Annotated in this window: 18 protein-coding genes; 8 read left to right on the top strand and 10 right to left on the bottom strand. The window is 63.4% G+C overall.

The features are described from left to right. Positions 1–111 precede the first annotated feature (111 nt). On the bottom strand, positions 112–573 hold the full coding sequence (locus NKH37_RS13665; protein ID WP_023719513.1) for a MerR family transcriptional regulator: 462 nt from the start codon (positions 571–573) through the stop codon (positions 112–114). 550 nt (positions 574–1,123) lie between these two features. Here NKH37_RS13665 and NKH37_RS13670 point away from each other — a divergent pair. The 4 genes from NKH37_RS13670 to NKH37_RS13685 all read left to right on the top strand — a co-directional run bounded on the left by NKH37_RS13670 (position 1,124) and on the right by NKH37_RS13685 (position 8,248). After that, positions 1,124–4,978, top strand: coding sequence for a peptidoglycan-binding protein (locus NKH37_RS13670; RefSeq protein ID WP_353005266.1), 3,855 nt, complete (start codon positions 1,124–1,126; stop codon positions 4,976–4,978). 191 nt (positions 4,979–5,169) lie between these two features. Then, positions 5,170–6,093, top strand: coding sequence for a sulfite exporter TauE/SafE family protein (locus tag NKH37_RS13675; RefSeq protein WP_023719515.1), 924 nt, complete (start codon positions 5,170–5,172; stop codon positions 6,091–6,093). Then, a complete protein-coding gene (locus tag NKH37_RS13680) occupies positions 6,093–6,884 on the top strand; it encodes a TIGR02186 family protein (RefSeq protein ID WP_023719516.1) in 792 nt (263 codons plus the stop codon). The genes NKH37_RS13675 and NKH37_RS13680 overlap by 1 nt, the downstream gene beginning before the upstream one ends. A 107-nt stretch (positions 6,885–6,991) precedes the next feature. After that, complete coding sequence (locus NKH37_RS13685) at positions 6,992–8,248, top strand: Hsp70 family protein (RefSeq protein ID WP_353005267.1); 1,257 nt, start codon at positions 6,992–6,994, stop codon at positions 8,246–8,248. A 5-nt stretch (positions 8,249–8,253) separates the two neighbouring features. Here NKH37_RS13685 and NKH37_RS13690 read toward each other — a convergent pair whose 3' ends face one another. Next, positions 8,254–9,156 carry a LysR substrate-binding domain-containing protein gene (locus NKH37_RS13690; RefSeq protein WP_353005268.1) on the bottom strand — a complete coding sequence of 301 codons (903 nt, stop codon included), beginning with the start codon at positions 9,154–9,156 and terminating at the stop codon, positions 8,254–8,256. 281 nt (positions 9,157–9,437) lie between these two features. Here NKH37_RS13690 and NKH37_RS13695 point away from each other — a divergent pair, with 281 nt between their 5' ends. The 3 genes from NKH37_RS13695 to NKH37_RS13705 are packed head-to-tail and all read left to right on the top strand — an operon-like array spanning position 9,438 to position 14,046. Then, the gene (locus NKH37_RS13695) at positions 9,438–12,368 is read left to right on the top strand and encodes a molybdopterin oxidoreductase family protein (protein WP_353005269.1); all 2,931 of its coding nucleotides are present in this window, start codon (positions 9,438–9,440) and stop codon (positions 12,366–12,368) included. Further along, positions 12,365–13,099: a 4Fe-4S dicluster domain-containing protein gene (locus NKH37_RS13700; protein ID WP_353005270.1), complete on the top strand. Its 735-nt coding sequence runs from the start codon at positions 12,365–12,367 to the stop codon at positions 13,097–13,099. Before NKH37_RS13695 ends, NKH37_RS13700 begins: the two co-directional genes overlap by 4 nt. An 11-nt stretch (positions 13,100–13,110) precedes the next feature. Further along, on the top strand, positions 13,111–14,046 hold the full coding sequence (locus NKH37_RS13705; RefSeq protein ID WP_353005271.1) for a dimethyl sulfoxide reductase anchor subunit family protein: 936 nt from the start codon (positions 13,111–13,113) through the stop codon (positions 14,044–14,046). A 6-nt stretch (positions 14,047–14,052) separates the two neighbouring features. Here the strand turns inward: NKH37_RS13705 and pdeM are convergent, their stop codons facing one another. The 5 genes from pdeM to NKH37_RS13730 all read right to left on the bottom strand — a co-directional run bounded on the left by pdeM (position 14,053) and on the right by NKH37_RS13730 (position 20,034). Beyond that, positions 14,053–14,751: a ligase-associated DNA damage response endonuclease PdeM gene (gene pdeM / locus NKH37_RS13710; protein ID WP_502895892.1), complete on the bottom strand. Its 699-nt coding sequence runs from the start codon at positions 14,749–14,751 to the stop codon at positions 14,053–14,055. Positions 14,752–14,765: 14 nt separating this feature from the next. After that, positions 14,766–17,288: a ligase-associated DNA damage response DEXH box helicase gene (locus NKH37_RS13715; RefSeq protein WP_353041088.1), complete on the bottom strand. Its 2,523-nt coding sequence runs from the start codon at positions 17,286–17,288 to the stop codon at positions 14,766–14,768. Between the two features lie 67 nt (positions 17,289–17,355). Beyond that, complete coding sequence (locus NKH37_RS13720) at positions 17,356–18,216, bottom strand: C40 family peptidase (RefSeq protein WP_353005273.1); 861 nt, start codon at positions 18,214–18,216, stop codon at positions 17,356–17,358. 30 nt (positions 18,217–18,246) lie between these two features. Continuing rightward, entirely contained in the window at positions 18,247–18,597 is a 351-nt protein-coding gene (locus tag NKH37_RS13725; RefSeq protein WP_023719526.1) for a MarR family winged helix-turn-helix transcriptional regulator, read from the bottom strand. Between the two features lie 69 nt (positions 18,598–18,666). Beyond that, entirely contained in the window at positions 18,667–20,034 is a 1,368-nt protein-coding gene (locus tag NKH37_RS13730) for a leucyl aminopeptidase family protein (RefSeq protein ID WP_353005274.1), read from the bottom strand. Between the two features lie 122 nt (positions 20,035–20,156). Between NKH37_RS13730 and NKH37_RS13735 the strand changes: the two genes are divergently transcribed. Further along, positions 20,157–20,978, top strand: a complete 822-nt coding sequence (locus tag NKH37_RS13735) for a tetratricopeptide repeat protein (protein ID WP_023719528.1) — start codon at positions 20,157–20,159, stop codon at positions 20,976–20,978. Between the two features lie 116 nt (positions 20,979–21,094). Here the strand turns inward: NKH37_RS13735 and NKH37_RS13740 are convergent, their stop codons facing one another. Genes NKH37_RS13740 through NKH37_RS13750 form a run of 3 tightly spaced genes read right to left on the bottom strand, consistent with a single transcriptional unit; the run spans position 21,095 to position 24,674 of the window. Then, entirely contained in the window at positions 21,095–22,111 is a 1,017-nt protein-coding gene (locus NKH37_RS13740; RefSeq protein ID WP_352483228.1) for a type II secretion system F family protein, read from the bottom strand. An 11-nt stretch (positions 22,112–22,122) separates the two neighbouring features. Beyond that, the gene (locus tag NKH37_RS13745) at positions 22,123–23,136 is read right to left on the bottom strand and encodes a type II secretion system F family protein (protein WP_023719530.1); all 1,014 of its coding nucleotides are present in this window, start codon (positions 23,134–23,136) and stop codon (positions 22,123–22,125) included. 29 nt (positions 23,137–23,165) lie between these two features. After that, positions 23,166–24,674, bottom strand: a complete 1,509-nt coding sequence (locus NKH37_RS13750) for a TadA family conjugal transfer-associated ATPase (RefSeq protein WP_023719531.1) — start codon at positions 24,672–24,674, stop codon at positions 23,166–23,168. Positions 24,675–24,676 lie beyond the last annotated feature (2 nt).

Below are 24,676 nucleotides of genomic sequence, written 5' to 3' on the forward strand. Positions count from 1 at the left end.
AATATTACCCCCCCCCCCCCCACCCCCCCACCGCCCCCCGCCCCAACCCCCCCCCCCCCCCGCCCCCCCCCCCCCCCCGGTTCTCATTCGTCAGAAATCGGCAGGTTTAGTTTAGCTCGCCACGCTGGCCTGCGGCGCCGAGCGCTCGATCAGCATTTGCCGGACGGTCGACATCGAGGCACTCAGTTCGCTGATGGCGTCATCGATCAACGCCCGCTGCTTCTGCAGGCGGGCAAGCTGCTTCTCCGACTTGTCGAGCGCCAACCGCAACTGCTTGGTGTTGGAGCCGTTCGGATCGTAGAGGTCCATCATCTGCTTGACGTCACGCAGCGAGAACCCGACCTTGCGGCCGAGCAAGATCAGTTTCAGCCGGGCCCTGTCGCGGCGTGTATAGAGACGGGTTGAGCCGTCACGCTGCGGGTTGAGTAGACCCTTGTCCTCATAGAAACGCAGCGTGCGCAGCGTCACTCCGTATTTCTTGGCCATTTCGCCGATGCGGACAAGCTCTTCACCGGCTTCGCTCGACATATCGTTGGTATTGGCCGCGGCTTGGCCGGGCGAAATAAGTTTCATGGTCACTGGCTTTCCCCGTCTGGTGGCGTCGCGGTCGCGGACCTTGCGTCGCCTGAGTGAAAGCGGGGGCGTGCTTCCACTCGTGGTTTCAACAAACAAATCACAAACGGCGTAATCCGCTCGTTTACGTTTACGTCAATGCTATATCGATAGCCGCCTTACGACGCAAGAGCGTTCTGGGCTTGGAACTTTATGCCGCAGCGCCGGTGGATAACCTAAAAAGTCGTGGCCGATTTCGGGAGCGATCATGCGGCTGATCAAAATTCTACAGCGTCTTTTGTGCGTCCAAAAAGACACCCGGCGCCGTCCGCAGCCAGTCGACAAAGTTGCAACTTCTTAAGCTTGGTTAACGCGTTGTTTACCACGTTGGTGCGAAATGTGCGCATGTCGGTTACCCGTGTTTATCCTGTATTGAATTTTTCACGGTTTTTCGGAGCGCGGTGAGACCCGGGAAGCTCGTCTTCCACTGCAACAAGCCAAGCAGTCGCCTTCGTCCCGGCAGGACTTTGGGAACCTGGTGAAAGCCAGCAATTCTGAAACGGGCGCATTGATGAACAGCAAGCGGTCCTACCTCGATACACTCAACGCCGGCAGGCAGCGCAGGCCGCACACGACGCTTGAAGAGCTCAACCGTTCCCTGGAAACGCTGGAGCAGCGACTGGAGCGGACGCGCGAGGAGACTGCAAGCCATCCCGGTCCACGCCGACCAGCGGCAGAACCGCGCTATCCTAGTGCCCAACCCTATGGCCAGCAGCGCCGGTACGAGGACCCACGCGACGCGCAGCGGCCGAAAGGTCCAGCGGCGGCCGTCGACCAGAACTACCAGGCGATCGCCCGCGATATCGACCGGGTGCGCGGCCAGGAGGACGGCGTCGCCCTAGCCGGCAAGATCGCTGGCGAATTGCGCGGCCTGCGCGAAGAGCTTCGCCAGCAGATGACCTCCGGCCTGCAACGCGAGTTCGACGCACTGCGCAAGAATATCGAGCGAGCCTACCAGTCAAATGGCGGCGGCAAGGGCAGCGCCGAACTCGGCGTCGAATTCGAGCGGCTTTCCGGCGCCATCCAGACGCTGGCCGAAAAAAGCGACGACAGAAGCGTCAATATGTTGCGGCTCGAGCTTGAGCAGGTCAAGGCAGCTCTCGATACGCTGGCGCGCGAGGAGAGCGTGCAGGCAGTGGGCCGCCGCTGGGACGATTTCGACCGCCGCTGGAGCGCCTTCGAGGACCGCGTCGACGCCGATCAGCGCAAGCGCTCCGACGCGCCCGGCCTGGCGGCGCTGACCGAGCGGCTCGAACAGATCAGCAATGCCGTCAGCAATCTGCCGGAATCGCTGTCGCTGCGCTCGCTGGAGGAAAAGGTCCGCATGCTTGCCGGAGCGGTCGACCATTTCGCCCGCCAGCAGGACAATCGCGGCAGCGACACATTCAGTCAGATCGACGAGCGGCTCGACGAGATTTCCCGCGCGATCGTCGCCTCGACGGTTGCCGCGCAAGCCAATTCGTTCGACCCCGAGCCCTTCGAACGCATCGAGAAGCGGATCGATTCACTGGCCCAGCAAATCGAAGAAGTGTCGCAGGATCGTCCGGGCCGGGAGGTCATCGACCGTCTCAACACATTGTCGAGCCGCGTGGATGAGCTGGCCGGCCGAGCCAATCTGCCGGAACAAGCTATGGAGCGCCTTGCCAGGCAAGTCGCGCTTATCGCCGACAAGATCGACCATGCACCTTCCATGCCCGACGCCGACTACATCTTCCAGGGGCTCGAGCAGCGCTTCGATGTGCTGTCCAGCATGATGGAACGTCGCCAGGGCGACGCCATCGAACAAGGCAACATGCTGTTTCGCGACCTTGAGCGCCGGTTGGACGAAGTCGCCGACAGGCTGGATCAGCGCATGCCGCAGGTCGACAGCGCCGGCATCATGGATGCCATCGACGCCCGCTTCACCGCGCTGGCCAAGCGGATGGAGACGCGCGTTCCAGATCCCGCCAGCGAGGCGGCGATCCGCGGCCTGGAGAGCCGGCTCGAAGACATTTCAAGCCGGCTGGATTCGTCCGCGGCACAGGTCGCCAGCATCGACCCGGCGTTGATCCGCAGCCTCGAAGCGCAGGTCGCGGGCCTGACGGCGCATCTTTCCAAGCCCGGCACGCCGCTGCCGGAATTCGACGACATCAGCCCGCGCCTCAACGAGATCGAGAAGTCGCTGGCCGGAACCCGCGATTCCATCCTCGGCGCGGCGCGCGAGGCGGCCGAGAGCGCCGTCCGCTCGCTGGCCGGATCAAGCGCCAACACGGCGGCCGTTACCGGCCTCGCCCAGGACCTGAAGACGCTCGAGGCGCTGACGCGCCGTTCGGACGAGCGCAATTCAAGGACGTTCGAGGCTATCCACGACACGCTGCTCAAGATTGTTGACAGGCTAGGTTCACTGGAGACCGGCGAACCGGCAAGCGCAGAGTTGAGCAAACGCTTCGGCCGGGCATCCAAGATCTCGGTGCAGGACGCACCGTCGATGGACATCGACCAGCCGCTGCCGTTAACGGGCAACATGGCCGATCTGGACGGTCGCACCGCGGCGCTCGTGCGCGACGAGCCAGGTCCGCGTACGCCGGCCGAGGCGGCCGCGGCAGCCGCCCTGGCGGCCCTCGGTTCAGACACGACGCATGAAAAAACCGAGCAGGGCGGCGGCAGGAAATCGATGTTAGGCGGGCTGGCGCGCGCCTTGAAGGGCAAGAAGGAGGCCGAGATGCCGCCGCTTGCCGGCTCGGCGTCGAGCGTCGAAATACCGAGCGTCGATCTCGACGAGCCGCTCGACCCCAAGGTCGCCAATCGGCCATTGGAACCCGGCTCCGGCGCCCCCGACCTCAGCGCCATCATGAAACGTGTGCGCGACGAGCGCGGGCAGCCGGCCCGCGAAGGCGGCGCCGAAGCGGCGAAATCGGACTTCATCGCGGCAGCCAGACGGGCTGCGCAAGCGGCGGCCGCCGAGGCGGACGCCCTTAAGCGCCAGTCGACGATGAAAGGCCCGGTCAAGGCGCTCAGGATAGGCGACCTGCTCAAGGCGCGGCGCAAGCCGATCCTGATGGGGGCAATTGCCATCATGCTGGCGCTTGCCGGCCTGCAACTGGGCAAAGCCTTCTTCCCCGATCCGGTCGAAGTCGCCAACAATGACGCGGCGCCGGCTGTGGCCGCACAGCCGGTGGAGACTGCATTGGCCAGCGTTGCCAGCGAACCGAAGGCGGACGCGCAGACGGCAGCGCAGGATAGCGCGCCGTCCTCCATCGTCAGGCAGGCAGAGCCGTCCGCAGCGACGACCAAGGACGACACGGCGGCGCAAACCGGCCCCGCCACACCGGCAACCGAGGCATCGACAGCCCCCGCGGCAGCCCCTGACATGGCGGCGCCAGACGCCACGGCCGCAGTGCCCGCACCGGCAGCGGCGACGGCCAGCGACGCCGAGCCAATGGCTGCCGCGCCTGCTACCACCACAGCTGCGACGCAGGACACGACGGGCACGGTGCCGCCGGCAGATGCTGCCGCGGCAAGCGTTGCCAAGATCGAGGTTCCGGCCGGTGTCGGTCCGGCCGCCCTGCGCGATGCAGCGGCCGGCGGCGACGCCAAGGCACTGTTCGAGATCGGCTCGCGCTACGCCGAGTCGCGCGGCGTCAAGGAAGACATGGCAGCGGCGGCCAAATGGTACGAGAAAGCTGCCGATCTCGGTTTCGCACCGGCAGAATACCGCATCGGCAATTTCTACGAGAAGGGCATCGGCGTCGCACGCGACATCAAAAAAGCGAAGACCTGGTACCAGCTTGCCGCAGAGCAGGGCAACGCCAGCGCCATGCACAATCTGGCCGTGCTGTTTGCGATGGCGGCGGATGGCGTGACCGACAATGAATCGGCAGCGCGCTGGTTCCAGGCGGCGGCGGACCTCGGCGTCAAGGACAGCCAGTTCAATCTCGGCATCCTTGCGGCGAAGGGCGTCGGCATGAAGCAGAACCTCGAGGAGAGCTACAAATGGTTCGCGCTCGTCGCCAAGACCGGCGACAAGGATGCGGCGGCCAAGCGCGACGAGATCGCCAAAGCCCTGAGACCCGAGCAGCTGGAGCGTACGCGTGCCGCGGCCGAGCTGTGGAAGGCCAAGCCGCTCGATCCAGCCGCCAATTCGGCCGACATTCCTGAATCGTGGCAGGACGGCACACCGCAGACGACGGCCGGCATCGACATGAAGAAAGCGGTCCAGAACATCCAGCGCATCCTCAACAAGAACGGCTACGAGGCCGGCAATCCCGACGGCATGATGGGCCGGAAAACCAAGAACGCGATCATGGCCTTCCAGACCGACAACGACATGAAGGCAACCGGCGCGATCGACGAAAAGCTGGTCAAGGCGTTGCTCGCGCGCAAATAACGGCGGATGCGTCGTTTCCGCGACGCCCTTGCCACAGATTTCCCTGTTAACTGATTGAGTTGTTTTTTGTTTCGGCGGTGCGACGAAGTTTGACTTCACCGCCCGGCCGGCGCAAGAACGAGATAGCCTTCTGACGCAAAATGCCCGCAACGGTTGCATTCGCCAGGAGGCAAACTGATCGAGACTGACGGGTGGGCATCTATCTCCCGATCGCGGAAATTTCCGTTAACGTCTTCGTGCTGCTGGCCATGGGCGCAGCGGTGGGTTTCCTGTCGGGCATGTTCGGCGTGGGCGGCGGCTTTCTCATCACGCCGCTGCTGATCTTCTACAACATACCGCCCGCGATTGCGGTCGCCACCGGCGCCAACCAGGTCATCGCTTCCTCCTTCTCCGGCGCCCTGTCGCACATGAAGCGCGGCACGCTCGACTTCAAGCTCGGCGGCGTGCTTTTGGCCGGCGGCATCGTCGGCTCGACCGGCGGCATCTATGTCTTTGCGTTCCTGCGCCGACTCGGCCAGCTCGATCTGTTCATCTCGCTGCTCTACGTCGTGCTGCTCGGCACTGTCGGCGGGCTGATGCTGGTCGAGAGTATCAATGCGCTGCGCGTCACCCGCAGCGGCGCCGCACCGGTGTTGAAGAAATCCGGCCAGCACAACTGGATCCACCGCCTGCCGCTGAAGATGCGGTTCAGGGCCTCGAAGCTCTTCGTCAGCGTCATTCCGGTGCTTGGGCTGGGCGCGGCGATTGGCTTCCTATCGTCGATCATGGGCGTCGGCGGCGGCTTCATCATGGTGCCGGCCCTGATCTACCTTTTGAAAGTGCCGACCAACGTCGTCATCGGCACCTCGCTGTTCCAGATCATCTTCACCTCGGCTTACACCACGCTGGTCCACGCCACCACCAACCAGACGGTCGACGTCATGCTCGCCTTCCTGTTGATGGCAGGCGGCGTCGCCGGCGCACAATATGGCGCCAAGGCCGGTCAGAGGCTGCGGGGCGAACAACTCAGGGCGCTGCTGGCGCTGCTTGTGCTGGCGGTCGCCATCCGGCTCGCCATCGATCTTTTCGTCACGCCTCCCAATCTCTATTCGCTGTCCGGCGTGGGCCTGAGCTGATGGCTGGCTTGAGGACGCTCGCGGCCGCCGCCTTGCTGTCGCTGCTGGCCGCGGCGTCAGCGGCGAAGGCACAGACGCCACTAACCGAAAACATCCAGATCGGCCTTTCCACCGACAATGTCTCGATTACCGCCGGCTTTTCCGGCGCCGACCTGACCATCTTCGGATCGCTGGAAAATGCCGATCCGCTTGTCGCACGGCAAGGGCGCTACGACGTGATCGTTGTGCTGGAAGGCCCGGCCCGACCGGTCGTCGTGCGCCGCAAGGACCGGGTGCTCGGCGTCTGGGTCAATCTGGAGTCGGAGACCTTCGAAAACGTACCTGTCTCCTATTCTGTGGCGACGACGCGGCCGCTGCAGGACGTCACCGATCCGAACAGCTACAAGCAGCTGTCGCTTGGCGCCTCCAACCTCTATTTGCAGCCGGCCGACGCCGAGGACAGCCCGGCGACAATCGAGGAGTTCACCGCCGCGCTGCGCGAGCGCAAGGCGGCAACAGGCCTCTACAGCGAGAATGTCGGCGGTGTGCAGTTCCTGTCGCAGAACCTGTTCCGCGCCACCGTCAGGCTCGCTCCCAACGTTCCGGTCGGCACCCACAAGGCGCGCGCCTTCCTGTTCAAGAGCGGCCTGTTCATCAAGGAAAGCTCCGCCCAGCTCGAAATCCGCAAGTCCGGTTTCGAACAGTCGATCTTCCGCGTCGCCCACGACTACTCCTTCCTCTACGGTGTCTTTGCCGTATCGCTGGCCATGCTGACAGGCTGGCTCGGAAGACTGGTCTTCAGGAAAGACTGAACTCTCGTAAAAGTGGTTTCCCTTTCCGAGGGTATGGGCTAGACCGCGATCCCCGGTCCGACCGGGCACGAGCTGCTGCTCCCCAAATCAGAATATAGGAACGCACGATGCGACCAGCATTTGCCGGTATCGACTTCGGCACTTCGAATTCCACCGTGAGCGTGGTCAGGAACGGGCAGCCGCGGCTGGTGGCCTTGGAAGACGGCCAAGTCACTCTGCCCAGTGCGGTGTTCTTCAATTTCGAGGACAACCGCACCTATTTCGGGCGACGCGCCATCGCCAACTATACGGACAGTATCGAAGGCCGCCTGATGCGCTCGCTGAAGAGCGTTCTCGGCAGCTCGCTCGCTCACGAAAAGACGCGCATCAAGGCGCGCTCGATCGGCTTCATGGAAATTGTCAGCCTATTTGTCGGCCACCTGAAAAAGAAGCTCGAAGAAAACGCCTTCGACACAGTCGAAAGCGTCGTAATCGGACGGCCGGTACAGTTCGTAGACGACGACGCCGGGGCCGACGCCGAGGCCGAGCACGAACTCGAAAATGCCGCTCGCGCTCAGGGCTTCAAGCACATCGCCTTCCAATTCGAGCCGATCGCGGCGGCACTCGACTACGAACAGAAGGTGACGCGCGAGGAACTGGCGCTGATCATCGACATGGGCGGCGGCACGTCCGATTTCTCGATTGTGCGGGTCTCGCCCGAGCGCGCCCGCTCGCTCGACCGCAAAGACGATATCCTGGCCAGCCGCGGCATCCACATCGGCGGCACCGACTTCGATCGGCTGCTGAGCATCGCCCATGTGATGCCTCAGCTCGGCTATCTGACGTCAACCAAGGACGGCAAGCGCAATCTGCCGGCGAGCTACTTCATCGACCTGGCGACATGGCAGCGCATCAACCTGGTCTACACCGCAAGGGCGATGACGCATCTGCGCCAGATCCGCTACGAGGCGGAGCGCGCAGACCTGGTCGAGCGCTTCATCCATATCGTCGAGCATCGTTACGGCCACGCGCTGGCGGCGCTGGTCGAAAGGGCCAAGATCGAGCTGACGGACCGATCGTCGGCCGATATTGAGGTCGCGCTACCGGAGGTGAGGTTCACGGCAGAGATCACGCGCGAAGGTCTCGAAGCCACTATCGCTCGGGATATTGAGCGCGTTGCAGGTACCGTCGAGCAGACCGTCCGCGACGCGCAGGTGAAGCCCTCCGACATCACGGCGGTGTTCCTGACCGGCGGATCGACCGCGATCCCGCTGGCCAGGCAGCAGATCCTGGCTCTGGTGCCGCAGGCGTCGGTTATCGAAGGCGATGTGTTCGGCTCAGTCGGGCTTGGGCTGGCGCTCGACGCACAGCGGAAATTCGCCTGATCGGCTTAAAGCGGCGCGGCTCTCTCAGCTTTGCCGCCGAGATGCGCCTTGAGCGCCATCTGGGCCAGGCTTGGCTGCCGGTCACGATGCGTGATCATTGCAAATTCGCGCTTCGGCAGATCGATCGGCACGGAACGCAGGCTGCCTTCGGCGAGCGCGCGCGCGACGACGAGTTCCGAAATGATGGTGGCGCCGGCGCCGGCCTCGACTGCTTGGCGAATAGCCTCATTGCTCGGCAATACCAGGAATATCTGTAGGTCCGCGAACGAAATCCCGTCGCGTCGGGCAAGGTCCTCCAGCGCCTCGCGCGTGCCCGACCCGCCTTCGCGAATGATCCAGCGAAGCCCGCCAAGGTCGGGATGTCCAGGCGAAACTTCCGCGATCTCAGGGTGCGAGCGCGCCACGACCAGCATTATGCGATCGATATCGACCTTAGCACGCCGCAAAATGTCGGATTCGGTGCGCCCCTCGACTAGGCCAAAATCGGCTGCGCCATCAAGTACATTGGTCTCGACCTGCCTGGTGTTGCCAATGCTCACGCTCAGCCTGACGGCAGGATAGGCTTCGTGGAAAGAAGCGAGCCGGCGCGGCAGCCAATAACTGGCGATGGTCTGGCTGGCAGCGATCGAGAGACTGCCTGATATCGTCTGCGAGACATGCTCCAGCACATTGTTGGCGGCCGCAGCCCGCTCGAGGACCGCCTTGGCCTCGGGCAAGAATCGGCGTCCGGTCTCGGCGAGCTCGATATTGCGGCCCACTCGGTTGAACAACTGGACGCCGTGTTGCTGTTCGAGCGAGCGGATGGCGGCGGACGCGGCCGACTGTGAGATGCCTAACAACTCGGCCGCTTTGGTCATGTGCGCCCGTTCGGCGACGGCGACGAAGATCCGCAATTGGTCCAGAGTCATGCCAGCATTGAGAAGCAACTCCTATTGGAATTACAAGAACAAGTTGTTAGACAGATCGATTGCTTTGTTCTAAATTTTGGCCCGAAATCGGAAAAAAGTCGCGCCAGGACAGTCGAGGGTAGAAATTTGGTGAGGCTGTTCAAATCCGTGTTCACGCACTGGTCCCGCAGCCTGCGGTGGCGGTTCGTCGGTGAACGCTATCGTCCGGAACAGCATTACATGCGCGGCCCAGGCCCGAAGACGAGAGCCAAGGCCGCGGAACGCAAAAACATCGCCGGATCATGACCAACAAACCGCTACGCGGCGCCAACTCAGCACCATCCCAACGGCCGCTTGCCGATACGCGCGCGCCCGCCGAAGGTGACGGCGTCGATACTTCGCCTGATGTCTCCGACAGCATTGCCAAGACCACCTGCTATATGTGCGCCTGCCGCTGCGGCATCGACGTCCACATCAAAGACGGCAAAGTCCGCTACATCAACGGCAACAAGGACCATCCGGTCAACCGCGGCGTGTTGTGCGGCAAGGGCAGCGCCGGCATCATGCAGCACTACAGCCCGGCCCGGCTGAAGAAGCCGCTGCTGCGCACCGGCCCGCGCGGCTCGGGTGAGTTCCGCGAGATCGAGTGGGAGGAAGCTTTGTCGATCGCGACGAAGCGGCTTTCGAATATCCGCCGAACCGATCCGAAGAAACTCGCCTTCTTCACCGGGCGCGACCAGTCGCAATCGCTGACCGGCTGGTGGGCGAGCCAGTTCGGCACGCCGAACTTTGCCGCCCATGGCGGCTTCTGCTCGGTCAATATGGCGGGCGGCGGCCTCTACACGATCGGGGGCTCGTTCTGGGAGTTCGGCGAGCCCGACTGGGACAACACCAAATACTTCATGCTGTTCGGGGTTGCCGAGGATCATGATTCCAATCCGATCAAGATCGGTCTCGGCAAGCTCAAGGCACGCGGCGCCAAGGTGGTCTCGATCAATCCCTGCCGCACCGGCTACAACGCGATTGCCGACGACTGGATCGGCATCCGGCCCGGCACCGACGGCCTGTTCGTGTTTGCACTCATCCACGAATTGCTGAAGGCCGGCCGTGTCGATCTCGACTACCTCTTGCGCTACACCAACGCCCATCTTTTCGTCATTCAAGAGCCTGGTGCTGCCGATGATGGGCTGTTCATGCGCGACGGCGACGGCAATCCGCTGGCTTGGGACAGGGTGGCGAAGATGCCAGTCAATGCCAGTGACGCCGGCGCGAAGCCCGCACTGACCGGCAGCTTTCTCGTCGACGGCCGCCGTTGCGTGCCGGTCTTCCAACTCGTCGCCGACCGCTATCTGGACGAGAGCTATTCACCCGAGGCGGTCACTGACCGGTGCGGCATCTCCGCCGACACCATCCGCAGGATCGCCGCCGAACTCGCTCATGTCGCCTTCGAACAGCAAATCGAATTGCCGGTGGCCTGGACGGACTGGGCTGGCCGCCGGCACGAGACCATCAAGGGCCGGCCGGTGTCGATGCATGCGATGCGCGGCATCTCGGCCCATTCGAACGGTTTTCACTCTTGCCGCGCCATCCATCTGCTTCAGGTGCTTCTCGGCACCGTGGACGTGCCGGGCGGCTTTCGCTTCAAACCGCCTTATCCGCGGTCTGCACCGCCGGGGCCGAAGCCCGCCGGCAAGAATGTGAAGCCGATGACGCCACTGGACGGCATGCCGCTCGGCTTCGTCTGCGGACCGGAGGATCTGCTGATCGACGAAGGCGGCAAACCGATCCGTATCGACAAGGCCTACTCCTGGGACGCGCCGCTGGCCGCACACGGGCTCATGCACACGGTTATCCGCAATGCCTGGGCCGGCGATCCCTACACGATCGACACTCTGTTCATGTACATGTCCAACATGGCTTGGAACTCGTCGATGAACACCGTCGAGACGATGGCCATGCTGACCGATATTGATGCGTCGGGTGAGTACAGGATCCCGTTCATCATCTACTCCGACGCTTATTATTCCGAGACCGTACCTTTTGCCGATCTGGTGCTGCCGGACACGACCTATCTCGAGCGTCATGACTGTATCAGTTTGCTCGATCGGCCGATCAGCCACGCCGACGGGCCGGGCGACGCCATCCGCCATCCCGTCGTCGAGCCGGATCGCGACGTCAGGCCGTTCCAGACGGTGCTGATCGAACTCGGCGCGCGGCTCAGCCTGCCCGGCTTCGTCGACGACGATGGTTCCGCCAAATACCGCGACTATGCCGACTACATCGTCAATCACGAGCGCACGCCAGGTGTCGGTCCGCTCGCCGGCTGGCGCGGCAAGGACGGGGCCTCGGTCGGCAAGGGCGACGTCAATCCCGACCAGTTGCAGCGCTACATCGATAATGGCGGCTTCTGGCACCAGGATTTCGCCGCCGATCAGCGCTACTACAAGATGGCCAACCGCTCCTATCTCGAATTCGCCGAGAGCATGGGCTTCATCCCGAAGGCCGAGCCGATCGTCTTCCAACTCTATTCCGAGCCGATGCAGCGCTTTCGCCTTGCGGCGCGCGGCCATGGCGGGGTGCTGCCGCCGGAGGCGGAGCGCAGCCGTATCGAGACCTATATGGATCCGCTGCCGTTCTGGTACGCGCCCTTCGAAGAGGCTGCAGTCGATAGCCAAGCCTATCCGCTCCACGCGCTGACGCAGCGGCCGATGCACATGTACCATTCCTGGGGCGCGCAGAATGCGTGGCTAAGGCAGATCACCAGCCAGAACCGGCTGTTCGTGCATAATCGGACCGCCGCCGGCCTCGGGCTTGTCGATGACGACTGGGTGTGGATCGAGAGCATCAACGGCAAGGTCAAAGGACAGATCAAGCTGGTCGACGGCGTCAACGCCGATACGGTGTGGACCTGGAATGCGATCGGCAAACGGCGCGGCAGCTGGGGGCTCAAGGATGACGCGGCCGAATCCAATCGCGGCTTCCTGCTCAACCACATCATCGGCGACCAGACCTCCGCCGATACCAGCGGCAAACGCTATTCGAATTCCGATCCGGTGACCGGCCAGGCGGCGTGGTTCGACCTGCGCGTGCGCATCGTCAAATGCGCGGCCGAGGAAGCTGGCTTCACCGAGCCGCAATTCGAGCGGTTCCGGCAGCCGCCACACTTCGAGCCCTCGCCCGACAAGCTCAGTTTCGGCGCCGAATTCCGTCGGGAAAGAGAAGCTGCCAAATGACTTGCCTTCCCGCCCATACCGACAAGAAGCTCGGCCTTGTCATCGATCTCGACACCTGCGTCGGCTGCCAAGCCTGCGTTACCGCCTGCAAAGAATGGAACACCGGCGGCCATATGGCGCCGCTAACCGACATCGACCCCTATGGCGGCAATGCCGACGGCGTGTGGTTCAACCGCGTGCACAGTTATGAGCACATCACGGAGATGGGTGGGCGCACGGTCAACTTCCCGCGCTCCTGCCTGCATTGCGAGACACCGGCCTGCGTCACCGTCTGCCCGACCGGCGCCTCCTACAAACGGGCGTCGGACGGCATCGTGCTAGTCGACGAGGACAAATGCATCGGCTGCAAATTATGCAGCTGGGCCTGCCCCTACGGCGCGCGCGAATTCGACACTGATGTCGGCGTGATGAAGAAATGTACGCTGTGCGTCGACCGCATCTACAACGACAATCTGGCGGAAGAAGATCGCGTGCCGGCCTGCGTTGCCGCCTGCCCGACCAGCGCGCGGCATTTCGGCGATCTGGGCGATCCGGCATCGGCGGTGTCGCAACTGGTGGCCGAGCGCGGCGGTGTCGACCTAATGCCGGAGATGGGCTACAGGCCGACCAACAAATATCTGCCGCCACGCGCCCACACCACCCGCGCCGCATCGGTGCCGGCACAGGCGCTCCAGCCGGTGCGAGCCGAAGGCGGTTTCCTTGGCTGGGTCGACCGCATGCTTTCGAACTGACCCGCGCCTTCATGCATCCAGCCTTCTCCGTCGTCTTTTTCACCACCGCCACGGGCGCCGGTTACGGCCTGCTCGCGCTGCTTGGCGTGTTGGCCGGACAGGGCTTTATCCCGCCCGATTTCTGGCTTGGCCTCACCGGCATGGGGCTGTCGCTCGGCCTGATCTCGGCAGGCCTGCTGTCCTCGGCCGGCCATCTCGGCCGGCCCGAACGCGCCTGGCGTGCCTTCTCGCAATGGCGTAGCTCATGGCTGTCGCGCGAAGGCGTTGCCTCGGTCGCCACCTTCGTGCCGGCGGGACTGTTCGGTATTGGCTGGGTGGTCCTCGGCCGTACGAGCGGCTGGGTGGCTGTCGCCGGGCTGCTGGCTGCCATCGGCGCGGTCGCAACCGTCTGCACCACCGGCATGATCTACGCGTCGTTGAAGCCGATCGCCCAATGGCACAGCCGCTTCACCCTGCTCGGCTATCTGATCTTTTCGGCGATGACCGGCAGCGTACTGCTCAACGCCCTGCTGCAGGGATTTGCGGCAGGCTCGAATATGCTTCTGGCGGCTGCCCTGTTGCTGACCGCGCTCGGCTGGGGTTTAAAGCTGGCGACGTGGCGATACAATGATAGGCTGGAGATCCCGACCAATGCCAACACTGCAACCGGGCTTTCCGGCGGCACGGTGCGGTCGATGGAATGGCCGCATACCGAGGAAAACTATCTGCTCAAGGAAATGGGCTTTCGCATCGCACGCAAGCACAGCGCAAAGCTGCGGCTGATCACCCAGGCTCTGGCCTTTGCCTTGCCCGCTTTGCTGCTGATTGCGGCGTTTGCCTTGCCGTGGCCCTTTGCGGCGGCTTCGTCGATACTCTCCGCAATCGCCCAACTCGCCGGCATGCTGGTGGAGCGCTGGCTGTTCTTCGCCGAGGCCAAGCACACTGTTACCCTCTATTACGGACGATAGGGCAGCTCAGCCCGGCCTGAGCATCGAGTGGGAAATCGCGAAGATGCGCTCAGTGCCAAGCATATAGGCCATCAGCGTTTCGCGGCGGAACAGCCCGGCATAGGCGCGGTCAAGGAGATTGAGCGAACCGGTGTAGGCGCCGAAGGCCGGCATGATCATGCGGCCGCCATCGCCGGCAAAGCAGCGCCGCCGCACCGAACGGCCTTGCTGGACGATGCGGGCGCAAGGATGCAGATGGCCTGATATCTCGCCCTCCACCCTTACCGCCGAAGGCTCGTGCCGGAAGAGCAGAGAGCCGATGGCCAGCTCGCGCACGGTGTCGCCCGGCAGGTCGGCCGGTGCTTCCGGGTCATGATTGCCGGCGACCCAGAACCAGTCGCGCCCAACCATCAGCCCTTCCAGCCTTTCGCGAAAGCTTGCGTGCATGCGCGCGGCGCCGCCGCCATCGTGAAAACTGTCGCCCAGGCTGATGACGATCGCAGGCTGATAATCGGCAATCACCGTCTGCAGCCGGAGCAGCGTGGCGCCGGTATCGTAAGGCGGAACCAGCGTGCCGCGCCTGGCCAGTGAGGAGCCTTTTTCCAGATGCAGGTCGGATACGGCCAGAAGCCGGAATTCGGGAAAATAGAGCACGCCGCGGCGGTCGCAGATCGCGCGTTCGCCAGCGATACGGACGGCGCCCGTATCCGCCAGAGTCGCAGCCATTGCCAGCGCCACAGTCATTTCGTCCCCATGGCCTCCTCGACCAGCGTGGCTGCATCCATCAGCAGCGTCTCATCGGCCTCGCCGTGCACCGGCATCTTGCCGATCTCAAGCATGATCGGCACGGCGAGCGGCGATATCTGCTCGAGATTCTTATGCATGATTCGACCCTGGACGCGCGAGAGCATCTCGGCAAGTCTGCTGACATCCAGCAGACCGGTCGCGGCATCGGCCCGCGTCGCCTGCAAAAGGATGTGGTCGGGCTCATGGCTGCGCAGCACGTCGTAGATGAGGTCGGTCGACACGGTCACCTGGCGGCCGCTCTTCTCCTGCCCCGGGTGGCGTTTCTCGATCAATCCCGAGATCAGCGCGCAATTGCGAAAGGTGCGCTTCAGCAGCCAACTGCCGGCGAGCCAGGCTTCGAGGTCGTCGCCCAGCATGTCCTGATCGAAGAGCTGAGCCAGCGACGGTTTCTTCGCCCTGAACATGTGGCCCATATCGGCCAGCGACCATATGGCAAGCGCATAATCGGTGGCGACGAAGCCGAGCGGCCTGGCTCCCGCCCTGTCGAGGCGGCGGGTGAGCAGCATGCCTAGGGTCTGGTGCGCCAGCCTGCCCTCGAACGGATAGGCCACCAGGTAGTAGCGGTTGCCGCGCGGAAAGGTCTCGATCAGCAGATCGTCGCGTTTCGGCAGCACCGACTTGTCGGCCTGGAAACGTAGCCAGTCGGCGACCTGCTCCGGCAGCTTCTTCCAGCGCTGCGGATCGTCCAACATGGCGCGGACCTGTTCGGCGAGGTACGTCGAAAGCGGGAATTTGCCGCCGCCATAGTACGGCACCTTGGCGTCGCTGCCCGGCGCGTTCGAGACGAAGCACTCATTCTCGCGGATGCCTTCGAAGCGCAGCACCTTGCCGGCGAACATGAAGGTGTCGCCATGCGTCAGCGTTTCGAGGAACGCCCCCTCGATCTTGCCAAGAACCCGGCCGCCACGCGAAGCCGCGCCTCTGCTGCCGGCCTGGACGTAGCGGACGTTAAGCGCCGGCACTTCAATGATGGTGCCGACATTCAGCCGGTATTGCTGGGCGACGCGAGGATTGGACACCCGCCACAGCCCGTCCTTGTTGAGACGAATACGGGCGTAGCGTTCGTAGTTCTTCAGCGCATAGCCGCCAGTGGCGACGAAATCGATGACGCGATCGAATGTCGGCCGGTCGAGATCGGCATAGGGTGCTGCCGTCCGCACTTCCTCGAACAGCGCATCGGCCTGGAACGGCGCACCGCAGGCGCAGCCCAGCACGTGCTGCGCCAGCACGTCGAGCCCGCCATTGACCAGTGGCGGCGTATCCTGGGCGCCAAGATAATTGGCGTCGAGCGCCGCCCTGCATTCGAGCACCTCGAAGCGGTTGGCCGGGATCAGGATCGCCTTCGACGGCTCGTCCATACGGTGGTTGGCGCGGCCGATACGCTGTGCCAGCCGGCTGGCACCCTTCGGGGCGCCGACATGGACGACCAGGTCGACGTCGCCCCAGTCGATGCCGAGGTCGAGCGTCGAGGTGGCGACGATGGCACGCAAGGCGTTCTCGCCCATCGCTTTCTCGACGCGCCGGCGCTGGGCGACGTCGAGCGAGCCATGGTGTAGCGCGATCGGCAAGGTGTCCTCGTTGACCCGCCACAACTCCTGGAACAGCAGCTCCGCCTGGCTGCGCGTGTTGACGAACAGCAGGGTTGTCTTGTGGCGCTTGATCTCGTTGTAGATCTCCGGCGTTGCGTAGCGGGCCGAATGTCCCGCCCACGGCACGCGCTCCTCCGAATCGAGAATGGAGATCTCGGGCTTGGCGCCGCCAATGACGACGATCAGTTCGGCCATCGGCCCCGGTGGATTCTGGCTGACCAGCCAGCGCCGCAATTCGTCGGGCTCGGCGACCGTCGCCGACAGGCCGATCATCTGCAGGGCGGGCACAAACGAGCGCAGCCGGGCCAGGCCAAGCGACAGGAGGTGCCCACGCTTCGAGGTCACCAGCGAATGCAGTTCGTCGAGTACGACATAGCGCAGGTCCTCGAAGAAGCGCCTGGCGTCGGGCGCGGCAATCAGCAGCGCCAATTGCTCGGGCGTGGTCAGCAGAATGTCGGGCGGCGCCAGCTTCTGCCGCTGGCGCTTGTGTGCGGGCGTATCGCCGGTGCGCGTCTCGACAGTAACCGGCAGCCCGATCTCTTCGACGGGTTTGCCGAGATTGCGCTCGATGTCGACGGCCAGCGCCTTCAACGGCGAGATGTACAGCGTGTGGATGCCGCGATGCGCCTGCCCTGGCCTTCTCCTTGGCCGGCCGGCCAGTTCGGTCAGCGATGGCAAGAACCCGGCCAGCGTCTTGCCGGCGCCGGTCGGGGCGATCAGCAATACCGACTGCCCGCCCTGAGCCTTGGCCAGCAATTCGATCTGATGGGCGCGCGGCGACCAGCCTTTTTCCGCAAACCATTTGACGAATGGCTCGGGCAGGACGACGGCGGCTTTCTGTTCGGCAAGGCGCGGCTGCTCTGTCACGCGTCAGAGGTAGCGCGGCGGCGCGCGATCGCCAAGCAGAATCAGAACAAAAGGTGATCGATTCGCGTTACGGCCGGCGAAACCCCGTCGGATCGCCATAGAGATAGCCGATACGGGCGATCGCTTCGCTCAGTCCTTCACGCGATACCAGCATGGTGTGGCCATTGGCGTGGATCATCGTCTCGGCGTCGGTCATGATAGCGACGTGGCCTTTCCAGAACACCAGGTCGCCGCGCTGAAGCCCGGAAAAGTCCGGCCCCGGAACGAGCGGCTCGCCGATGGTTGCCGCCTGCATGTCGGAATCGCGCAGCATCTGCCTGCCGGCCATGCGCATCGCCAATTGCACGAGACCGGAACAGTCGATGCCGAAGCCCGAGGCGCCGCCCCACAAATAAGGCGTGCCGAGAAAGCTCTCGGCAACAGCAACGTAGTCGGCGGCCGCCTCGGCGACAGGCCTGAGATGACCCGAGATGACCGCTTGACCGGACGGCAACAGCGCATAATGCGTGCCGCGTGTTTCGGCTGAGCCCGTCACCGTCACCAATGATCCCATCGACAATTGCCCGCTCACCGGAAAGCGCAAGTCGGGTCCTGGATAGAGAAAGGTGCGCGGCACCGAAACGATATGGGTCGGCGCATGGTCCCGAGCGCCCAACGCCGTGTCGGCGACATAGCCGACATAGCCGTCGCATTCGCCCTGGATCCAGGCCCAGCCTTCTGCGTCCTCGAAGACGAGAATGTCATCGCCGAACAGAAGCTGTGTGTTGACACCGGCATTCGGCCGTGGCGCCTTGCGGATGTCGGCCACGGAAGCGGTGATGCGAGCCGGCCGGCCGGCGACGAACCGGTCGGCGGCGACCTCGCCTCTCAGCCTGGCATCGGCGAGATCGGAGCGGAAGGCATGGAGGCGGGCATCCCTGGCGGTCAAATCGGCAACTCGTTCAAATGGACAATTTGGTCAAATCGGCAGCTCTTGGGCTCTGGCAATGATAACATCGCCGAAGCGTTCGACAAAGAGCGCACCTTCGACTGTGCGCCTGACCAGCACGTTGCGCTTGTCGAGCTCGTCGCGGTGGCGCGACACCAACTTCAGCGCCCCCATCGTGTCGAGCGCACGGGTGATCACCGGCTTGGTGACATTGAGGCGGGCAGCCAGACCGCGCACCGTGTGCGGCGGCGGATCGAGATAGATGGTGAACAGGATCGCCGTCTGGCGCATGGTGAGATCGGGTGCGTCGTCGCGCACCTGCGACAGCACCACCTGCTGCCACAGTCGCAAGGCCTGACTTGGACGCATGATAATCGACATCCGTCCAGCATGACGGAAAATTGTTTCGGTTCCGTTTCAGTCAACACCTTCGTCGGCTATGCCGAGACATCATCCGCCGAAGCGGTTCGAAATGACACGCTCCAGCGCCCGGATGCCTTGCGCCTCGCCGCCGGCAAGGCCGTGCGGGCGGTCCGACGGGTTCCAGGCGAAGATGTCGAAATGCGCCCAGCTGGCGGTCTTTTGGACGAAGCGCTTCAGGAATAGCGCCGCGGTGATCGAGCCGGCGAGACCATCCGACGTGACGTTGTTGATATCGGCAATTTTCGACGCCAGCTTGGCGTCATAGGGCTTCCACAACGGCATGCGCCATAGCGGATCCTCGACCGCAACGGAGGCGTCCGCCAGCTCGGATGCAAGCGCCTCGTCACCGGTGTAGAAGGGCGGCAGGTCGGGGCCGAGCGCAACACGGGCAGCGCCTGTCAGTGTTGCCATATCGACCAGCATCTGCGGCTCCTCGTCGTCGGCCAAGGCTAAGGCGTCGGCGAGGACCAGCCGCCCTTCAGCGTCGGTGTTGCCGATTTCGACGGTGATGCCTTTGCGGCTCACCAGCACATCGCCTGGACGGAAGGCGTTGCCGGCTATCGAATTCTCGACAGCGGGGATGAGCACGCGCAGCCGGACCTTCAGCCCGGCGGCCATGATCATGGAAGCGAGGCCCAGCACGTTGGCAGCGCCGCCCATGTCCTTCTTCATCAAAAGCATGCCCGAGGACGGCTTGATGTCGAGGCCGCCTGTGTCGAAGCAGACGCCCTTGCCGACCAGCGTTATCTTGGGGGCATTCTTCGGCCCCCAAATCATGTCGATCAGGCGCGGCGCGTCGGCCGAAGCGCGACCGACGGCATGAATCATCGGAAAGTTGGCGGCGAGAAGATCGTCGCCCTTGGTCACCGATATTTCAGCCTTGTGCGTCGCGGCCAAGGTCCGGGCGGCATTCTCCAGCTGGCCGGGACCCATATCGCTGGTCGGCGTGTTGACCAGGTCGCGTGCCAGGAAAACGCCATCGGCGATGCGTCTGACGCGAGCGGCGTCGGCGCCGGACGGCAGCGCGAAGCGAAGCGTCCTGCCGGGCTTCTTGCCATAGCGGGTGAAGACATAGCCGCCGAGTGCCAGCGCGAGTGCCGTAAGCTCCGGCTTGGCCGGTGCGGACGCAAGACGCCACTCGCCTTCGGGCAAGGCTCTCGCCAGTGCCCCGACGGCCATTGCACCCTCGGCGTCGCCGGTGCCGAACAGGGCTCCGGCAATCGCACCGTTGTCGCCAGGCACAACCAGCGTCCTGCCGGCCTCGCCGGAAAAGCCGTTGGCCTTGGCCCAGGCGACTGAGGATGGCTCAAGGCCCGCCGCCGCCTGCGCATCCTTCGCCACCAGATGGACCGGCAGCGCATTGCTCAATTTTTTCTCGACGAGTTCAACAGGCATTCGCTGGTCTCCGGCTTCTGAGTCGGCATTTCTTAACTCTCCGTTAGGGTTAACAGAATATTTCTGCGGGAGGGAAGATGACCACGCAAATGGTCACGCGCATGAACGGAGCCCTGGTGCCGATGCCGACCGACCGCAGGATGAACGCCAGCGCAAATAGGCTGATCACCACGGCGTTGATGATGGTGCTTGCCGCAAGCGTCGCTGGCTGCGGAACCAGCAAATTGACGACTGGCTCGATTTCTCGCCCAAGCGGCAAGCCGCTGGAAACAATGTCGGCGGGCGAACTGCACAACGCCACGATGGCGCTCGGGCAGTCCTACTCGAAAAGCCCCAACGACAAGCGGATCGCGACAAACTATGCCGCGGCGCTGCAGATGGACGGTGACGCCGACCAGTCGCTTGCGGTGATGCGCAAGCTGGCGATTGCCTTGCCGAAGGACCGCGACGTGCTCGCCGCCTATGGCAAGGCGCTTGCCGCCAACGGACAGTTCGAGCCAGCTCTCGATGCCGTGCGCCGCGCGCAGACGCCCGAATATCCTGACTGGAAACTTGTATCGGCGGAAGCTGCCATTCTCGACCAGCTCGGCCAAAAGGACGAGGCGCGTCAAGACTATCGCAAGGCGCTGGACCTCAAGCCGAACGAACCGTCGATCCTTTCCAATCTCGGCATGTCGTATGTGCTGGAAGGCGATTTGCGCACGGCCGAAACCTATATGCGCTCGGCCGCCCAGCAGCCGAATGCCGACAGTCGCGTCCGCCAGAACCTAGCGCTGGTCGTCGGTCTGCAAGGACGTTTCGACGAGGCCGAGAAGATCGCCTCACAAGAGCTGTCGCCGGAACAGGCGCAGGCCAACGTCGCTTACCTTCGCCAGATGCTGGCGCAGCAGAATGCCTGGAGCCAGCTCAAGGAGCAGGACAAGGCAAAGCCTGCCACCAACTGACCGCTTCGAGCGCCGAACCGGCGCGAGAATTCCGCAACATGTCAAACGCAAGGAGCCGCGCGACACCGGCAGCGCGGCTTTGAATCGTAGCAGCGTTTGTGGCGACGCCGCTTGGGCTACTGGCTGCTCGATTTCGGCTGGTCGCCAAAGATGCCGCGCTGACTCACCTGGATGCCGGCGGGACCCAGAATGATGGCGAACAGCACCGGCAGGAAGAACAGGATCATCGGCACGGTAAGCTTCGGCGGCAGCGCGGCCGCCTTCTTCTCGGCGGCATTCATGCGCATGTCGCGGCTCTCAGCGGCAAGCACGCGCAGCGCATGCGCCACGGGCGTACCGTAGCGCTCGGCCTGAACCAACGCCTGGGACACCGACCTGACGGATTCGAGGCCAGTGCGGCTTGCAAGGTTCTCGTACGCCTGCTTGCGCTCCTGCAGATAGGAAAGTTCGGCATTGGTCAGGATGAATTCTTCCGCCAATGCCACCGATTGCGCGCCGATCTCGTCGGCGACCTTGCGAAGCGCTGCTTCCACCGACATGCCGGACTCGACGCATATCAGCAACAGGTCGAGCGCGTCCGGCCACGCCATCTGAATCGACTGCTTGCGCTTGGTCGCACGGTTGTTGACGTAGAGCACCGGCGCGTAGAACCCCGCATAGGCAACCACGATGCAGACGAACAGCTTCACGAAAAGCGGCTGCTCGGGCAGTCCTCCAAGCACGAACAGATATATGGCCGCCAATGCAAAGCCGATGAAGGGCAGGACGAGGCGGAAAAAAAGGAAGCGCGTCAGCGGATTTTGGCCGCGAAAACCCGCCACTTTCAATTTCTGCAAGGTACCTTCGTCCGCCAGCGCACGCCTGAGATCCAGGCGATCGACAATATTGCGCATGCCGACCGACTGCTCTTCGCGCAGGCCCTTGCGGCGGCGGTCGGCTTCGACTGCCAGCCGCGCGCGCTGTTTGGCGCGCAGCTCATCGCGCTCCAGCGCCACGGATTTCATGCGCGCCTTGAGCTGGTTCCCGCCAAAGGCGGGCAGCAGCGTGAAGACCGTCGCAAACACCGCGATGCCGACCAGCAGTGCGATCAGCAGGGACGGGTCGGTGAGAGTTCTGATGACGTGATCGGTCATACGCGCGAATCCTAGACTTCGAAGTTCATCATCTTGCGCATTACCAGGATACCCATCGACATCCAGACGCCGGAACAACCGAGGATCAGATGGCCGGTGCTGGTGGTAAAGAGGGGCATGATGTAGTTCGGGCTCGTCAGATAGACGAGAAAGGCGACGACGAAAGGCAGCGCGCCGATGATCACGGCGGATGCCTTGGCTTCCATAGACAACGCCTGGACCTTGGCCTTCATTTTCTTGCGGTCGCGAAGCACGCGCGAAAGATTGCCCAGCGCTTCGGAAAGATTGCCGCCGGCCTGAGACTGGATCTGGATGACGATGCCGAAGAAGCTCGCCTCGGTGCACGGCATCGTTTCGGGCATGCGCATGGCCGCGTCGGGGATCGACAAACCCATTTGCTGCGAATCGACGATGCGGCGGAACTCGGTCTTGACCGGCTCGGGGGATTCATTGGCGATCAGGCGCACGGCGTCGTTCAGCGGCAGGCCAGATTTTACTGCACGCACGATGATGTCGAGCGCGTTCGGAAATTCGTTGAGAAACGCCTTGACGCGGCGTGCGCGGCGAAACGAGACGAACCAGCGCGGCAGACCCAAGACACCGACCAGCAGCGCAGCCGGCAAGACCAGCAGCGGTGCGCCGATGAAATAGACCAAAGCCGTCAAGACGACGCCGCAGACCGCCGAATAGACATAGAAGCGCTCAATCGAGACCTTCATGCCGGCCTGGCGGATTTGGATCTTCAGCGGTGGTTTCTTGACCAGGCTCTGGTTGGACTTTTGCTTTTGGTCGAGATCCTTCAGCGAATCCTGGACGGATTTGCGACGCTTGGCCGCTTCCGCCACGCGATCGCGCGAAGCCTTGACGACGGAACGATCCGTCTCGGCGGTCTTGATCGATTCAAGCCGCTTGCCGACCTGCTTCTCGGTGCTGATCCGATTGAACAGGAAAGCATAGGCCACTGCGCCGGCGCTGAAGCCGGCGAGCACGACGAATGCCAATACGGTGCTGTCAATCCCGAACATCGACCCTGGCCCCCACGCTTCCAGACGGATCAGTCAGCGCGTTTCTCCATCGCCTCGAGTGCAACGGCTAGGCGCTGCTCCTCGCCATAGTAGCGGGCGCGCTCCCAGAAATGCGGACGGCCGATGCCGGTCGACACGTGCTCGCCCAGCAACCTGCCGTTCGCATCCTCGCCCTTGATGTTATAGAGAACGATGTCCTGGGTGATGATGACGTCGCCTTCCATGCCGATCACCTCGGTGATGTGGGTGATGCGCCGCGATCCGTCGCGCAGGCGTGCAGCCTGTATGATCACGTCGACGGAGCCGACGACAATTTCGCGTACGGTTTTTTGCGGCAGCGTGTAGCCGCCCATGGCGATCATTGACTCTATACGGTTGAGGCATTCGCGCGGGCTATTCGAGTGGATCGTTCCCATCGAGCCGTCATGGCCGGTGTTCATCGCCTGCAACAGGTCGAACACTTCGGGTCCACGCACCTCGCCGACGATGATGCGCTCGGGCCGCATGCGCAGACAGTTCTTGACCAGGTCGCGCATGGTCACTTCGCCCTCACCTTCAAGGTTGGGCGGACGTGTTTCGAGACGCACCACATGTGGCTGCTGCAATTGCAGCTCAGCCGAGTCCTCGCACGTAATAACGCGTTCCTCGCGGTCGATATAGTTGGTCAGGCAATTGAGCAGCGTCGTCTTGCCGGAGCCGGTACCGCCCGAAATGACAATGTTGCAACGGACGCGGCCGATGATCTTGAGAATCTCGGCGCCTTGCGGCGAAATCGAGCCGAACTTGACCAGCTGGTCGAGCGTCAGCTTGTCCTTCTTGAACTTGCGGATGGTAAGGGCGGTGCCGTCGATGGCCAGGGGCGGTGCGATGACGTTGACACGGGAACCATCAGGAAGACGCGCATCGCAGATTGGGCTTGATTCATCGACGCGGCGGCCAACCTGGCTGACGATACGCTGGCAGATGTTGAGGAGCTGCTGGTTGTCGCGGAAACGGATGCCGGTCTGCTCGACCTTGCCGTTGACCTCGATGTACACGTTCTTGGAGCCATTGACCATGATGTCGGCAATATCGTCGCGGGCAAGCAGTGGCTCCAGCGGCCCGTAGCCCAAGACGTCGTTGCAGATATCCTCGAGAAGCTCTTCCTGCTCGGCGATGGACATCGCGAAGTTCTTGATCGCGATGATGTCGTTGACGATGTCGCGGATTTCCTCGCGCGCGCTTTCGGGATCGAGCTTGGCGAGCTGCGACAGATCGATCGTGTCGATGAGTGCGGAGAAGACCTGGCTTTTGGTGTCGTAATAGCTCTCGCTGCGCTCACGCTGAATCCTTTTCGGCTCCGGCGCCAATGGCGGCGGCTCGACCGCACGGCGAACCGCCGGCCCTGCAGGCGCGCCGGATGGCGGCAGCGCCCCGGGCCTGGCAGCTACCGCCGCTTCCACAGGGTTCGCGGCCGCCGGCGCGGCAGGTGCGGGTGCTGGCTGACGGAATTCCGGGATGGTCCGGTTGCCGTCGTCGCTGCCTCTTTTACCAAACATGA

It is taken from the genome of Mesorhizobium sp. M1217 (assembly GCF_040318275.1).
Taxonomy (GTDB): domain Bacteria; phylum Pseudomonadota; class Alphaproteobacteria; order Rhizobiales; family Rhizobiaceae; genus Mesorhizobium.